Source organism: Rhodococcus sp. NPDC059969 (assembly GCF_042738325.1).
In the GTDB taxonomy this organism is placed as follows: Bacteria; Actinomycetota; Actinomycetes; order Mycobacteriales; family Mycobacteriaceae; genus Rhodococcus_F.
Genome location: NZ_JBHWUF010000002.1, coordinates 465461 through 480238 on the forward strand (window position 1 = coordinate 465461; position 14778 = coordinate 480238).

The 14778-nt window shown below is 63.5% G+C and carries 14 protein-coding genes; 9 read left to right on the top strand and 5 right to left on the bottom strand.

The genetic code is table 11. The features are described 5' to 3' along the window. Positions 1-17 precede the first annotated feature (17 nt). Genes ACFWAD_RS11185 through rsmA form a run of 3 tightly spaced genes read left to right on the top strand, consistent with a single transcriptional unit; the run spans position 18 to position 3212 of the window. A complete protein-coding gene (locus ACFWAD_RS11185) occupies positions 18-1142 on the top strand; it encodes a transglycosylase family protein (protein ID WP_378543615.1) in 1125 nt (374 codons plus the stop codon). A 33-nt stretch (positions 1143-1175) separates the two neighbouring features. Then, positions 1176-2303, top strand: a complete 1128-nt coding sequence (locus ACFWAD_RS11190; RefSeq protein ID WP_214885100.1) for a resuscitation-promoting factor — start codon at positions 1176-1178, stop codon at positions 2301-2303. Between the two features lie 9 nt (positions 2304-2312). Next, positions 2313-3212 (top strand): 16S rRNA (adenine(1518)-N(6)/adenine(1519)-N(6))-dimethyltransferase RsmA, encoded by a 900-nt coding sequence (rsmA, locus tag ACFWAD_RS11195; RefSeq protein ID WP_003946263.1) that lies wholly within the window; start codon positions 2313-2315, stop codon positions 3210-3212. Between the two features lie 61 nt (positions 3213-3273). On the opposite strand, the gene ACFWAD_RS11200 is transcribed toward rsmA, so the two are convergent. Genes ACFWAD_RS11200 through ACFWAD_RS11210 form a run of 3 tightly spaced genes read right to left on the bottom strand, consistent with a single transcriptional unit; the run spans position 3274 to position 6666 of the window. Beyond that, on the bottom strand, positions 3274-5535 hold the full coding sequence (locus ACFWAD_RS11200; RefSeq protein ID WP_378543619.1) for a heavy metal translocating P-type ATPase: 2262 nt from the start codon (positions 5533-5535) through the stop codon (positions 3274-3276). Continuing rightward, positions 5535-6449, bottom strand: a complete 915-nt coding sequence (locus ACFWAD_RS11205) for a hypothetical protein (protein ID WP_378543622.1) — start codon at positions 6447-6449, stop codon at positions 5535-5537. Before ACFWAD_RS11205 ends, ACFWAD_RS11200 begins: the two co-directional genes overlap by 1 nt. 7 nt (positions 6450-6456) lie before the next feature. Then, on the bottom strand, positions 6457-6666 hold the full coding sequence (locus ACFWAD_RS11210) for a heavy-metal-associated domain-containing protein (protein ID WP_378543625.1): 210 nt from the start codon (positions 6664-6666) through the stop codon (positions 6457-6459). A 314-nt stretch (positions 6667-6980) separates the two neighbouring features. Between ACFWAD_RS11210 and ACFWAD_RS11215 the strand changes: the two genes are divergently transcribed. Continuing rightward, positions 6981-7184: a cold-shock protein gene (locus tag ACFWAD_RS11215; RefSeq protein ID WP_003946232.1), complete on the top strand. Its 204-nt coding sequence runs from the start codon at positions 6981-6983 to the stop codon at positions 7182-7184. A 96-nt stretch (positions 7185-7280) separates the two neighbouring features. On the opposite strand, the gene ACFWAD_RS11220 is transcribed toward ACFWAD_RS11215, so the two are convergent. Further along, positions 7281-8249: a helix-turn-helix transcriptional regulator gene (locus ACFWAD_RS11220; protein WP_378543628.1), complete on the bottom strand. Its 969-nt coding sequence runs from the start codon at positions 8247-8249 to the stop codon at positions 7281-7283. Positions 8250-8346: 97 nt separating this feature from the next. Between ACFWAD_RS11220 and ACFWAD_RS11225 the strand changes: the two genes are divergently transcribed. The 4 genes from ACFWAD_RS11225 to ACFWAD_RS11240 all read left to right on the top strand — a co-directional run bounded on the left by ACFWAD_RS11225 (position 8347) and on the right by ACFWAD_RS11240 (position 12966). Continuing rightward, complete coding sequence (locus tag ACFWAD_RS11225) at positions 8347-9327, top strand: ATP-binding cassette domain-containing protein (RefSeq protein ID WP_378446453.1); 981 nt, start codon at positions 8347-8349, stop codon at positions 9325-9327. 37 nt (positions 9328-9364) lie between these two features. Then, positions 9365-10141, top strand: coding sequence for an ABC transporter permease (locus tag ACFWAD_RS11230; RefSeq protein ID WP_378446454.1), 777 nt, complete (start codon positions 9365-9367; stop codon positions 10139-10141). Between the two features lie 81 nt (positions 10142-10222). After that, positions 10223-11158, top strand: coding sequence for a 4-(cytidine 5'-diphospho)-2-C-methyl-D-erythritol kinase (locus ACFWAD_RS11235; RefSeq protein WP_378543631.1), 936 nt, complete (start codon positions 10223-10225; stop codon positions 11156-11158). Further along, complete coding sequence (locus tag ACFWAD_RS11240) at positions 11158-12966, top strand: ABC-F family ATP-binding cassette domain-containing protein (protein ID WP_003946255.1); 1809 nt, start codon at positions 11158-11160, stop codon at positions 12964-12966. The genes ACFWAD_RS11235 and ACFWAD_RS11240 overlap by 1 nt, the downstream gene beginning before the upstream one ends. On the opposite strand, the gene ACFWAD_RS11245 is transcribed toward ACFWAD_RS11240, so the two are convergent. Next, on the bottom strand, positions 12963-13286 hold the full coding sequence (locus tag ACFWAD_RS11245; RefSeq protein WP_378543634.1) for a TetR/AcrR family transcriptional regulator: 324 nt from the start codon (positions 13284-13286) through the stop codon (positions 12963-12965). The genes ACFWAD_RS11240 and ACFWAD_RS11245 overlap by 4 nt on opposite strands. A 219-nt stretch (positions 13287-13505) precedes the next feature. On the opposite strand from ACFWAD_RS11245, the gene ACFWAD_RS11250 reads away from it, so the two are divergent. Continuing rightward, entirely contained in the window at positions 13506-14744 is a 1239-nt protein-coding gene (locus ACFWAD_RS11250) for a DUF222 domain-containing protein (protein ID WP_378543637.1), read from the top strand. The last annotated feature ends 34 nt before the right edge of the window (positions 14745-14778 follow it).

Genomic DNA, 14778 nt, shown 5'->3' on the forward strand with positions numbered 1-14778 from the left:
CTGCCTTGGGATTTCCTGTGTCGCCTTTTGCCAAGATCAACTCCACGAAGTCACCACTTCTCTACTCAGTGGTGGGTGCGTTGCTTCTGACGCTCATCGTCGGGGGTGCGCTCGCCGTAGTCCGGCACAAGACGATCACCCTTGATGTCGACGGCGACATGATCTCGCTGTCCACGATGTCGAGCAGCGTCGGTGCCGCTCTCGAGGACGCCGGATACCCGGTCGATCCCAAGGACGCTCTCGCTCCCAGCGCCGATTCCTCCCTGTCCGACGGCGATACCGTCGTACTGCGCCGTGCCCGTGAGTTGGCGCTGACCGTCGACGGTCAGCCGACCACCATCTGGACCACCGCATTGACGGTCGACGAGGCATTGAAGCAAGTAGATGTTTCCGACGACTTCGCAGTTTCGGCTTCGCGCTCGCATCGTCTGCCCCTCGAACGGACCGAACTCGACGTCGTCAGCCCGAAGACCGTCAGCGTCAGCGACGGCGGCGCTCCCGCATCGGAGATCAAGCTCGCCGCCGTGACCGTCGGTGATCTTCTCGCGGCGAAGAATGCGCCGCTCGAGCAGGCCGACTCGGTTGTTCCCACCGCGGACACACCAGTCACCAACGGCCTGACCATCCAGGTCACCCGCTACCGCACGGACACTCGCGTCGAGACGCAGCCGATCGCGCCGCCCGAGAACAAGGTCGAAGATCCCGAGCTCGAGAAGGACAAGACCGTCGTCGAGAACCCGGGTGTTGCGGGCGAGCGCACGGCCACCGTCGAGGTCAAGACCGTCAACGGCGTCGAGGCCGGCCGAACCGAACTTTCCGCGACCGTGATCAAGGAACCGGTCGCAGCAGTAGTGAAGGTCGGCACCAAGCAGACTTCCGCGCCCGCCGTGTCCAACGCGTCGACGTGGGACTCCATTGCTCAGTGCGAAGCGACCGGAAACTGGGCCATCAACACCGGCAACGGTTTCTACGGCGGACTTCAGTTCACCCAGAGCACCTGGGAGGCATTCGGCGGCGGTCAGTACGCGGCTCGCGCCGACCTCGCATCACGTGAACAGCAGATCGCGATCGGCGAGAAGGTCCGCGCCGGTCAGGGCTGGGGTGCGTGGCCGTCCTGCACCAGCAAATTGGGCCTGCGCTGACCCGCCCTCACTCCACACAGAACTCAGGAACCCATGTCACCGTTCGCCAAGATCAACTCGACCAGGTCGCCGTTGTTGTACTCGGCGATCGCCGCGCTCCTTCTCACCGTCCTCGTGGGTGGTGTTCTCGCTGTCGTCCGGCACAAGACCATCACCCTCGACGTCGACGGTGAGCAGATTCGCCTGAGCACCATGTCGACCAACGTCGACGGCGCTCTCGAGGATGCGGGTTACCCGATCGGTGACAAGGACGCAGTTGCTCCCGCGGCCGACGCTTCGCTGTCCGACGGCGACACCGTGGTGCTCCGTCGCGCGCGAGAGATCACGCTGACGGTCGACGGTCAGCCTCAGAAGCTCTGGACCACCGCTTTGACCGTCGACGACGCGTTGAAGCAGTTGGATGTCGCAGCAGATGTGCACGTGTCGGCGTCGCGCTCGCAGCGTCTTCCGCTCGACGGCGCCGCGCTGGACGTGCTGACACCGGTTGTCGCAAAACTGGTCGACGGCGCAAACGCGGCAGCAGACGTGCGTATCGCGGCTCCGACGGTAGGGGAGTTCCTCACCGCAAACGGAACGCCGCTCGAGCAGTCGGACACGGTTGTTCCCGCCGCAGATGCTCCGCTGACCGAGGGCCTCGAGGTCACGGTGACGCGTAACCGCACCGAGAACAAGATCGAGACCTTGCCGCTCGATCCGCCGGATCAGCGCATCGAGGATCCGACGATGAACCAGAGCCGTACGACCGTCGAGAACCCGGGCGTTCCCGGCGTGCGCGACGTGACGTTCGCCGTCAATCTCGTCAACGGTGTCGAGGCCGGACGCACACAGGTGTCGGAGACGATCACCACACCGGCTCAGCCGAAGGTCGTGCGTGTCGGAACGAAGCCGGGCACCGAGGTGCCGCCCGTCGAGAACGGTTCGACGTGGGATGCGCTCGCACAGTGCGAGGCCACCGGTAACTGGGCTATCAACACCGGCAACGGTTTCTACGGCGGCGTGCAATTCGATCAGAACACCTGGGAGCGACAAGGCGGGTTGAAATATGCGCCCCGCGCCGACCTCGCCACCCGTGAAGAGCAGATCGCGATTGCGACCCAGACGCAGCGCACTCAGGGCTGGGGCGCATGGCCGTCGTGCTCGGGTCGCCTCGGACTGGGATAAGTTCTACTGGTGTCAGACGCCGAACAATCGAACGAACCCATCGCTACTCCGCGCGGGCAGGCAGCCCTGCTCGGTCCGGTCGAGGTGCGCGCTCTTGCCGAGGAATTCGGTGTCCGACCCACGAAACAGTTGGGGCAGAACTTCGTTCACGACGCCAATACCGTGCGACGCATCGTCACCACCGCAGGCGTCACTCGTGACGACGTCGTCCTCGAAGTAGGGCCCGGTCTCGGTTCGCTGACGATGGCGCTGATGGACGTGGTCGATCGGGTCATCGCGGTCGAGATCGATCCCAACCTCGCGGCCCGCCTCCCCAAGACGGTGGCCGAGCGAGCGCCGGAACTGGCCGATCGCCTGACCGTCGTCGAAGCCGACGCAATGCGTGTGTTGCCTTCGCAGATACCCGGCGAGCCGACCGCGCTGGTCGCGAACCTTCCGTACAACGTCGCGGTGCCGGTACTGCTGCACCTGTTTGCATCGTTGCCGAGTCTGCGGACCGCACTCGTGATGGTGCAAGCCGAGGTTGCCGATCGCCTGGCGGCTGATCCGGGAAGCAAGATCTACGGCGTTCCCAGCGTCAAGGCCAACTTCTTCGGCGAGGTTCGCCGCGCCGGCGCCGTCGGACGCAACGTCTTCTGGCCGGTACCCAAGGTGGAATCAGGTCTGGTTCGTATCGACCGGTATGCGGAGCCGCCGTGGCCGATGGACGAGAAGCATCGCAAGCAGGTTTTTGCGGCGATCGACGCCGCATTCGCGCAGCGCCGCAAGACTTTGCGTGCCGCGCTCAGTGGTTGGGCAGGTTCGCCTGCCGAGGCCGAACGACGGCTCCTCGCTGCCGGCATCGAGCCACAGACGCGTGGCGAGATGCTCGACGCAGCAGCCTTCGTTCGGCTGGCTGGAGGCGAATAGCCCCGTGCGCGGTTAAGGAGTGCAGGGACTCCCTAACCGCGCACAGGGGCCTTGCCCCCCGCTATTTGAACCGCCGCAACCTCAGGCTGTTGCTCACCACGAACACACTGCTGAATGCCATTGCGGCGCCGGCGAGCATCGGGTTGAGCAGACCGGCCGCAGCCAGCGGAATCGCTGCCGTGTTGTAGGCGAATGCCCAGAACAGGTTGCCCTTGATGGTCTTGAGCGTCTTGCGGGACAGTCGAATTGCATCGGCTGCCGACCGCAGGTCACCGCGCACCAGGGTGATGTCGCTGGCCTCGATTGCAACGTCGGTACCCGTGCCCATTGCCAGACCGAGATCGGCCTGGGCCAGGGCTGCCGCGTCGTTCACGCCGTCGCCGACCATGGCCACGACGCGTCCTTCCGCTTGCAGTTTCTTGACGGCGTCGACCTTGTCGGCCGGCATGACCTCGGCGAACACGGTGCTGATTCCGACTTGATCCGCGACAGTGCGGGCGACGGTGGCGTTGTCACCGGTCAGCAGAACCGGTTCGAGGCCGAGTGCCTTCAACTGCGCGATCGCTTCGGCGCTCGTGTCCTTGACCGCGTCGGCGATCACGAGGATGCCGTGCGCCTTGCCGTCCCAGCCCACCGCGATTGCGGTGCGCCCGGCCTTCTCTGCTGCAGCCTTCGCCTCGCGGAGATTTTCCGGCAACGGCATCGACCAGTCGGCGAGCAGCGCGTCTCGGCCGGCGACGACGGCGTGACCGTCGACCATTCCCTGTACGCCGCGCCCGGCGACGTTCACGAAATCCTCGACCGTAGGCAATTCGCCCACGGCTTCGGTCGCACCCTTCGCGATCGCTGCGGCGATGGGGTGCTCGGAGCGATGTTCGAGTGCGCCCGCCAGCCGAAGGACCTCGTCGACGGTTGTTCCTTCGCCCACCACGGTGTCCAGCAATGTCATCTGACCGGTAGTGACGGTTCCCGTCTTGTCGAGCACGACGGTGTCGACTGCGCGCGTCGATTCGAGCACCTCGGGTCCCTTGATGAGGATTCCCATCTGAGCTCCGCGACCCGTGCCCACCAACAGGGCTGTGGGCGTTGCCAATCCGAGGGCACAGGGGCACGCGATGATCAGCACGGCGACCGCAGCGGTGAAGGCCATCTCGATAGGGTTACCGGTACCGAGCCAGTAGCCCAGTGTCGCAACGGCAATCGCGATGACGACCGGCACGAAGATACCGGCGATCCGATCGGCGAGGCGCTGAACTTCGGCCTTGCCGTTCTGGGCGTCTTCGACCAGTGCCGCCATCTGGGCGAGTTGGGTGTCGCTCCCGACGCGGGTGGCCTGGACGGTCAAGGTTCCACCGACGTTGACGGTGGCGCCGACTACGGTGTCCCCGACACCGACTTCCTCCGGCACGGATTCACCCGTCAACATGCTCATGTCGACGGCTGAGCGGCCCTCGGTGATGATGCCGTCGGTGGCGATCTTCTCGCCGGGCCGAACGATGAAGGAGTCGCCCGCTGCCAGTTCTTCGGCGGGGATTCGTACTTCGACGCCGTTGCGCAATACCGCGACGTCTTTCGCACCGAGCTCCATGAGTGCGCGTAGTGCGGCGCCGGACGTGCGCTTGGACTTGTGCTCGAAGTAGCGTCCGGCCAGTACGAACGTGATGACGCCCGCGGCAACTTCGAGGTAGATGTTGGCGCTGCCGTCCATCCGGTCGACCGTCAGCCGGAAGGCGTGCTTCATACCGGCTTCGCCCGCGGTGCCGAAGAACAGTGCGTAGAGCGACCAGACGAATGCCGAGATGGTGCCCAGGGAGATGAGCGTGTCCATCGTGGCGGCGCCGTGACGCAGGTTCACCCATGCGGCACGGTGGAAGGGAAGGGCCGCCCACACGATGACCGGTGCGGCCAGCGTGAGGGAGAGCCACTGCCAGTTGTCGAACTGCAGCGCAGGAACCATCGCCATCGCGATGACCGGTACTGAGAGCAGAGTCGAGATGATCAGGCGGGTGCGAAGCTCGCGCAGATCACGATCCTGCGGGGTTTCCGCGTCCGGGTCGACGGTGTCGGGCGCGCTCGGCGGCTTGGGGAGCGCGGCAGCGTAGCCGGCATTCTCGACGGCAGTGACCAAATCTTCGACGGGTACCCCGTCCGGGAAAGTGACCTTGGCCTTTTCCGTCGCGTAGTTGACGGTGGCTGTGACGCCGTCGATCTTGTTGAGCTTCTTCTCGATTCGTGACGCGCAGGAAGCGCAGGTCATTCCGGTGATCGCGAGTTCGACGCTACTCGAGTTGGCAGCATTGTCGACCACAGTCGGTGACGTCATCAGTGCCCTCCCTCGTGATTGTCTGGAACTGAAGCCGTGGAAGTGCCTGCATCAACAGTGAATTCGGCGGTCCGAACCACGCCTTCGTGCTGGAAGTCGAGGAACAGCCGGTATGTGCCTTCGCTCGGTGCCTGTGCGTGGAAGGAAATGTCCGGACCAGGAGCTGTGACGCCGTCGCCCGGCTCGCCTTCGGGGTGCACGTGCAGGTAGGCGAGGTCGCCGGTGCGCAGGGCAACGAGGTGACCGAAGGCACCGAGGTACGGATCGAGATCGGTGACCGGGGCTCCGTCGCGAGCAACGCTCAGCGTGATCGGGCCGCCGGCAGTGGTCAGATCACCGTCGAGAGTCACGGTGTATCCGTCGACAGTTGCGGTCGCACTCTTCGCAGGCAGCGGAGCAGGAGCGAATTCGCCTGCCACGTCGAAGTTTCGGCCGAGTGTCAGTTGGGTGCCGTCGGTGGGGTCGAAGTCCGCGAAGACTCGGTAGGTACCGGCGACAGGCCAGGTCCAGTCGATCGACCAGGTGCCGTCTGCGGCGAGCGAAGGATGCACGTGGCGGAACTCGCTGGTGTCGTTTCTGACGACGATGAGGTGGAGCTCCTTCTCGTGCAGAAGGTCGAAATCGACGACGGGCTCGTTGTTGCTGTCGAGAATCCGGAAGGTCAAGGTTCCCGGCTCCCCAGCTCGATCGGGTGCGGTCACTTCGGTGAGTGTGTATCCGCCGGAGGAGACTTCGAGCCCTGAGGGTGTTGCCGAATCCATGCCTGGCATCGATTCGATGGTTGATTCGTGGGTGCTGTGCTGGGTAGTGGACATGTCTATCGGGCTTCCGATTGCGGCCCCCACACCGAGGGCGGCGCCGAAGACGGCGACCAACCCTACGGCGTAGGCGGCAAGTGTTGTCGAGGTGCGCACGGCTGACTCAGCTTGGTGCGACTGCGTAGCCGGCTTCGTCGACTGCTGCGACGACGTCGGCTGCGGAGACGGGAGCATCGCTGGTGACAACGACGCGTCCGCTCGCCAATTCGACATCCACCGCGGTTACGCCCGCGATGTTGCCGATCTCTTCCTTGACGGATCCGACGCAGTGTCCGCAGGTCATTCCGGAAACGGTGTATTCGGCGGTGGTCATCGCAGATCCCTTCGGTTGTGGAAAACTCATTTTACGGATACCCGGTGTAGGTATCGCTCTGCCATCGAAGGTACCCCCAGGGGGTATGCCTGTCAACGGGTTGGTCAGTGATGAAGACCTCAGGGAAGACAACACGGCGGATGTGTGGTCTACTTGTGTTGGTCGTAAGTGTTTGTGTTTGTGTTTCCACGCTCGCAAATGGTTAGGTTGCGAGCGTTTGGACATCCTCCACGGATTTGTCTCAGAACGGTCGTAGTAAGTGACCCGGGCGGTCGAAGCGACTGCCTGTTGACACTGTGTTAGAGGAGATTTACATGGCAGAGGGCATCGTGAAGTGGTTCAACTCCGAGAAGGGGTTCGGCTTCATCGCTCCCGAAGACGGCAGTGCTGACGTCTTCGTTCACTACTCCGAGATCCAGAGTGGCGGCTTCCGCACTCTCGAGGAGAACCAGCGCGTGGCGTTCGAGATCGGTCAGGGCAACAAGGGCCCGCAGGCCACCGGCGTTACCATCGTCTAAGACGTCCATGTAAGTCGGGCAACCGACGCATGACGTACTGACAAGACCCCAACTCTTCGGAGTTGGGGTCTTGTTGCGTCTGGGTGAAAAACGCTGTCACGCATCGAGATACCGCTGAGCGGCGACTGTCGTTTCCGCCGCGATGGTCCGGCATTCTTCGCGGAGTTCAGGTGGATTCACAACGGTGAAATCGACGTCGAAAGCCCTGAGCCACTGTGCGATCGACCGTAGGGAAGTGCCCGAAAGCACTATGACGCAACGCCCTTCGTCGGTGGACTCCACTGACCCCCACTGTTCGCTGACCATGGGTGCTACCTGCTCGATGGGTGCGTGCAGTAGAACTGTTGCGCGCGTGGAGGAATAGGCCCGAGCGACACCGCGGGAAACGAAGTCTGCTGCACCGCCCGCAGGTAGTTCCCGAGGCGTGAACCGCGGACCGGTGGGGATCTTGGGTTCCATCCTGTCGACGCGAAATGACCGCCAGTCTTCGCGAGCGAGATCCCAGGCCACCAGATACCACCGAACACCCGACCTCACGAGCCGATACGGTTCCACTTCGCGCCGGCTCTGCGTGCCGTCGTGTGTGCTGTAGTCGAATCTCAAGCGTTCGTGGTTGTGGCACACGGACGCGATGGCGGACAGGACCGACGCATCGACCGCGCTAGCTGCCGGTTCGCGCGGCACGACGTCGATCGACAGTGACTCCAGACGGTGCCGCAGCCTCGACGGCATGATCTGACGCAGTTTCGCCAGCGCGCGCATCGAGGCCTCGCCGATGCCGACCACGGAGCCGGTCGCTCCGGACTGCAAGGAGAGCGCAACCGCGAGCACTTCCTCGTCATCGAGCTGTAGCGGGGGCATCTCCGCGCCGGCACCCAGGCGATATCCGCCGCCGACGCCGACCGTTGCGTCGACGGGGTAACCGAGATCGCGGAGGCGGTCCACGTCACGTCGAACCGTGCGCGGGGTAATCGCGAGTTTGTCTGCGAGTTCGGCACCGGACCAGTCTCGACGCGTCTGGAGCAGTGACAGCAACCGCAGTAGGCGAGCCGATGTCTCCTTCATGGCAAGAAGTCTGCCAAACATTTAGGACCGTATGAGTCCTCAATTGAATTTAGGTTGGTCCATATCCGACCAGTCGAGCAGAAATTGGGGCCACATCATGAGCAGACCGATGATCGAGACGAAGGCGCTCACCAAGCACTTCGCTCAGGGCAAGAAACTCGTGGAAGCAGTCAAGGGAGTCACGCTCGACGTAGCGGAGGGCGAATTGGTCGCCTTGCTGGGGCCGAACGGTGCCGGAAAATCGACGACGTTGCGAATGCTGACCACCTTGCTCGAGCCCACCTCCGGCAGCGCGCGAATCGCAGGATTCGACATCTCCGCGGCACGAAACGAGGTGCGCTCGAGCCTTGGATACGTAGGACAGGGGAACGGCGCCGGCCACAACCAGCGGGTTCGCGACGAGTTGGTGACGCAGGGGTTGTGCTACGGAATGTCCAAGGCCGATTCGCAGGTCCGGGCCGACGAGTTGCTGGGTGATCTCGAACTCACCGATCTGGGCACTCGGAAGGTCAGCACTCTGTCGGGCGGGCAGCGTAGGCGGCTCGATATCGCTCTGGGCCTGGTCCACCGCCCACCCCTCCTGTTCCTCGACGAGCCGACCACGGGAATGGACCCGCAGAGTCGGGCCAACCTCTGGGACCACATCCTCCGCTTGCGGCGCGAGATGGGCACGACGATCGTGCTGACCACGCATTACCTCGAAGAAGCGGATTCGATGGCAGAGCGGGTCATCGTCATCGACGAGGGCACTGTCATAGCGGACAACACCGCTGCCGCGCTCAAGGCGGACCTTGCGGGAGATCATCTTCTGCTCACCTTCGACAGCGTCGAGGCGGCCGGCGTCGCAGCGTCGGTGGCCGAGCAACTAGTCACTGTCCGTGAAGTCACTGTCGACGCAAGCACGGTGAGTATCCGTGCCGGCGAGGGCGATTCGACGCTACCGGTGTTGCTGCGTGAAGCGGATGCCCGAGGTGCCCGCGCTCTCACCGCCGACATCACCAGGCCGACTCTTGACGATGTCTTCCTCACCCTCACCGGTCGCAGCCTGCGCGAGAGCGCCGCCGCGGTCGCTTCCTGAAACCACGACAAAGTACTTCGAAGAACAGGAATCTGCCATGACAATCACGCTCGATACCCCACGTACCGTGCACGGCAACATCGTTCGAGACAGCGCAATCGTGATGGGTCGTGAACTGCGACCGATGTTGCGCGACCCGGTCAGCGTTATCTTCAGCCTGATTCAGCCGCTGATCCTGTTGGCGTTGTTCGGGCCCCTGCTCAAAGGGGTCCCGGGTACCGGTGACGGCGTATGGAATTGGTTCATTCCCGGTGTGTTGGTGATGATCGCGATCTTCGGAACGACGATGACTGGGTCCAACCTCCTGATGGAGATGCAGCAGGGATCGCACGAGCGAATGTTGGTGACTCCGCTCAGACGCTCGTCCTTGTTGATCGGGCGAGCGTGCAAGGAGATGGTTCCGCTTGCCGCGCAGGCGATTTTGATCATTCTGGTTGCGCTTCCGCTCGGGTTGGACGTCAACGCAGCGGGCGCCGCGCTCGGGATCGTCCTGCTCGGAGTGTTCGGCGTCGGACTCGGTGCGCTCTCGTACGCTCTCGCTCTGGCTGTGCGGGAGCAGGATTGGATGTTCTGGGTCGTTCAGCAGACGCTGATGTTCCCGCTCCTGATCCTGTCCGGAACCATGCTTCCACTCGATGATGCGCCAGGTTGGATGAAGGTCCTCGTGAACGTCAATCCGCTGGGCTATGTCGTCGATGCCGAACGGGCACTGTTCGCCGGTGACTTCGCGTCGGGCAGCGTTCTGGCAGGAATCGTGGCCGCTGTGGGCGTTGCGGTTGTCGGTCTGGGCGTGGGTGTGCGCGCGGTGAAATAGCGTGGGTGTACTGGCTGTCGGACGGGGTGTGGCGGTCGCAGGTTTTCGCCCAGGTGTTCGCAGCGCCTATTGTTGTTCCTTGTGCTCTCCGTCGTTCCTCGCCCCGTAGTCGTCCGGGCCCCGTCCAAGGTGAATCTCCACCTTGCCGTCGGGGACCTGCGCGAGGACGGCTATCACGAACTGACGACGGTGTTTCAGGCATTGTCCCTGGCAGACGCCGTCACGGTGGCGCCTGCGGACACCCTGACCGTGCGGGTTATCGGCGACGACGCCGCGGCCGTGCCTACCGATCGCACCAATCTCGTGTGGCGTGCCGCCGAGATGCTGGCGGTCGAGGGTGGCGTGGCCCCGAACGTCGAGATAGTCATCGAGAAAGGCATCCCCGTCGCAGGCGGAATGGCCGGCGGGAGTGCCGACGCAGCCGCCGCTTTGGTTGCGCTCAACGCTTTGTGGAAGCTCGACTTCTCGCGGCCTGATCTCGACGCTTTTGCGGCACGCCTCGGGAGTGACGTTCCGTTCTCGCTGCACGGTGGCACTGCCCTCGGAACCGGCCGCGGCGAACAACTTGTGCCTGTCTTGACCCGCCACACCTTCCACTGGGTGCTGGCGCTGGCCAAGGGTGGCTTGAGCACACCGGTCGTGTTCCGCGAACTGGACAAGCTGCGGGCCGAAGGTTCCCCGAAACGGCTGGGCAGCGCCGATGCGTTGATTCAGGCGCTCACCACCGGTGACGCTCATCTACTTGCGCCGCTCCTCGGCAACGATCTGCAGGCGGCAGCACTCTCACTCAACCCGGACCTACGACGGACGCTGCGAGCGGGCGTCGAAGCCGGAGCTTTGGCCGGCATCGTCTCCGGCTCCGGACCGACATGCGCGTTTCTCTGCGCCGACGCACAGTCCGCGGTGGAAGTGAGCGCAGAACTTGCGGGAGCGGGGGTGTGCCGCACCGTTCGCGTGGCGAGCGGACCTGTTCCCGGAGCACGAATACTCGACAATGCGGCAAAGGGACAGCACTGATGGCGAATCTGATCAATCTGGAAAACGTGTCGAAGTCTTTCGGCGTCAAGCCGTTGCTCGACGGGGTCTCCCTGGGCGTCGAGGAAGGCGAGCGCATCGGCGTCGTCGGTCTCAACGGTGGCGGCAAGACAACGATGCTCGAGGTCCTCGCGGGTGTGGAGCAGCCGGATTCGGGACGAGTGAGCCGCGTCGGCGGATTGCGGATGGCCGTCGTGACGCAGCGCGGTGTACTGCCTCCCGGCTCCACGGTCGGTGAAGTGGTCCTGGGGCCGCTCGGAGTAGCTCAGCACGAGTGGGCCGGCGATGCGCGCATCCGTTCAGTGCTCTCGGGTATCGGCATCGACAATCTGGGCGCCGGCGGCGAGCGGTCTGCATTGGACGCCAAGGTCGACGGCCTGTCCGGCGGCGAGCGCCGTCGCGTCGCGCTGGCTGCAGCTCTTGTTCAGGACCTCGATCTGCTGGTGCTCGACGAGCCCACCAACCACCTCGACGTCGAAGGTGTTCAGTGGTTGGCCGAGCACCTCGTCTCACGTCGCAGTGCGCTTGTTGTCGTGACCCACGATCGCTGGTTCCTCGACACCGTCGCCACCCGCACCTGGGAGGTTGTCGGGGGCGGCGTCGAAAGCTACGAGGGTGGCTACAACGACTGGGTGTTCGCCCGTGCCGAGCGTTCCCGTCAGGCCGACGCTTCCGAAGAGCGTCGCCGCAACCTTGCGCGCAAGGAACTGGCGTGGCTGCGCCGCGGTGCTCCTGCCCGTACGTCCAAGCCGAAGTACCGCATCGAAGCAGCAGAAGCCTTGATCGCCGACGTTCCGGCACCTCGTGACGCGGTGGCGCTCGCGTCGTTCGCGCAGCGTCGGCTCGGCAAGGTAGTCATCGAACTCGAAGACGCGCGTCTGGAAACCCCGGACGGCCGCGTACTCGTCGAGGATCTGACCTGGCGTCTGGCGCCGGGCGAGCGTGTCGGCCTGGTCGGCGTCAACGGCTCGGGCAAGACGACGCTGCTGCGGACGCTGGCCGGCGAACTCGAGCCTGCAGCCGGAAAGCGCATTCAGGGACAAACCGTCCACATCGGTTGGCTCAAGCAGGAACTAGACGATCTTCCGACCGACATGCGCGTACTCGACGCGGTCAAGGACGTAGCCGAGCGAATCACCCTGGGTGACAAGGAAGTATCGGCTGGTCAGCTCGCTGAGCGGCTGGGCTTCACACCGGCGCGTCAACGCACCCCCGTCGGTGACCTGTCCGGTGGTGAGCGCCGACGTCTGCAGTTGACGCGTGTTCTCATGGCCGAGCCCAACGTCTTGCTTCTCGACGAGCCCACCAACGATCTCGACATCGACACGCTTCAGCAACTCGAGGATCTGCTCGACGGCTGGGCAGGCACCATGGTTGTGATCTCGCACGACCGGTACCTGATCGAGCGAATCTGTGACACCACCTGGGCGCTCTTCGGTGATCGCAAGCTCACCAACCTGCCCGGCGGTATCGAGGACTACCTGCGTCGACGCGCCGCGATGGGGGATGGCGACAACCCGTCAGTTGCCTCGACCGCGAGTGGTGCGTCGAAGAGCAAGCAGGTTCGCGACGGTGCCGCGGATCGCGCTGCGCGCAAGGAACTTTCGAAGCTCGAGCGGTCCATCGCGAAGTTCGACGATCGTGAGAAGAAGCTGCACGCATCACTCGCCGACGCGGCCACCGACCCGGACAAGCTGCAGAAGCTCGGCGCAGAACTCAAGCAGGTCATCGCCGACAAGGAAGCCGCCGAAGAGCAGTGGATGGAGCTCTTCGCGGAGCTGGACGGCTAGGGGAACTTCGCCCCGAACTGCTTGGACGAGGTCATGTCGCGTTCGATCAAGATGGCAACAAATCGATCCCGACCACGCACCAGTTCCACTGCGAGGTCGGGATCGTGGAATGACGCGATGATCAGTTCGTAGCGGGCACGAGTGCGACCGGACTCAGGCCCCAGCCATCGGGTCACCTGTTGCTTGGGTGTCTCGCCCGGGCGAGGAAGATCACCGTCCAGAAGGTGTCGCACCACTTCGGCTATCAGTCCACGTTGGTTTGCGAAGTAGTGCCGTGCGCTGCCGTGTGGCACGCCGGCTACGTCCTCGACGCCACTCATCGAACAAACGCGAAACCCAGCCCGGCTCTTCTTTTTCGACATCCTGCTTGTGCTGTGCGTTGTTGCGATTGTGTGTTTCGCGGGATATGTTCTCTATCGCGTCGTCTTTGACTACTAGCTGAATGTTGATGTACTTCAACGGGTCTCGGGTATTCTTTGCTTTTGAAGTTGTCCGTTATGTCTCTGGTTATCGAAAGTATGTTCGATTAAACTTTGGGTATGGACAGTCGGGATGCGTGGCAGCTGGATGGTGAGGGCCTCAAGTGTGAGGTTCTGGATCTGGTGCGTGTCCGGCATGAGTTGCAGTCGCGGATGGTGTTGTTGATCGTGGAGATGTTTTCCCGGGAGACTGTGGTCGGGAAGGGTTTTCGGGCGATCGCGCAGTGGTTGCACGGTTCGACGAATTTGGAGATCGGTGAGTGCAGTCTGTTGGTCAGTCTGGCGCGGTTGTTGTTGCTCGAACCTGTTGTCGCCGATGCTTTTCACCGGGGTGATGTGGATGCGTTGAAGGCGCGGCAGGTGGCGTCGTTTTGTCAGCATCCGCCGAAGAATATGACGCCGGCGGATGTGGACAAGGCCCGCGGGATCCTGCTTCACTTGGCGTCGAAGAACATTGCGGATTGTGATGCGGTGCGGGCGGCGATCCGGCGGATCGAGAAGCAGTACGGAAAACGCGAAGACGGCGTCCCTGTCGGGGAGGATTCGGAGCGCAACGAGTTCTACGCCTCGAAAGGCCTGTACGGGCGCGTGTCGGTGAAGGGCGATTTGGATGCGGTCAACGGGGCCCGTCTGATCACGTTGTTGTCGAGCCTGTCGGCGCCGACACCGGAGAAAGACGGCGTCAAAGACGCCCGTACTCCGGCGCTGAGGCGGGCGGATGGGTTTTGCGAGTTGTTGCGGCGGTACGAGCGGGCGGGGTTGGGTCCGATCGAGGGCGGGGTGAAACCGCACATCACGGTGACCGCGTCGGCAAAAGATATGACGGACCTCAAAGCCTTGAAGGATCTACTGCCGTCGACTCAGGAACTGGGTTTCGCGTGGACGGATTGGGTGGGTCCGATCAGTATCGACACTGCCCGGATGTTGGCGTGCGACTGCACCGTGACGCGGATTCTGTTGGATGAGAACGGTGTTCCGCTCGACTGCGGCAAGGAAGCAAGGACCGCGACGGTGCCGCAAAGGCGGGCGTTGGCTGTGCGCGATGGAGGGTGCGCGTTTCCGGGATGCGGGACACCGCCGGGGTGGTGCGATGCTCACCATATTGTTCACTGGAACGATCGCGGCCCAACAGATCTCGACAATCTGATCTTGTTGTGCGGTCATCACCACCGGACGATGCACCACACCGAATGGCGGGTGGAGATCGGCCCGGATCGGAAGACTGTGTTCTATCCGCCGATGTCGATCGATCCGTTCCAGCATCCGATCGGTGGGAACAGTCCACCGACAGCGGCGTGAACCTCCACAACTGAAGGCTCGAGCACCGGGGCAT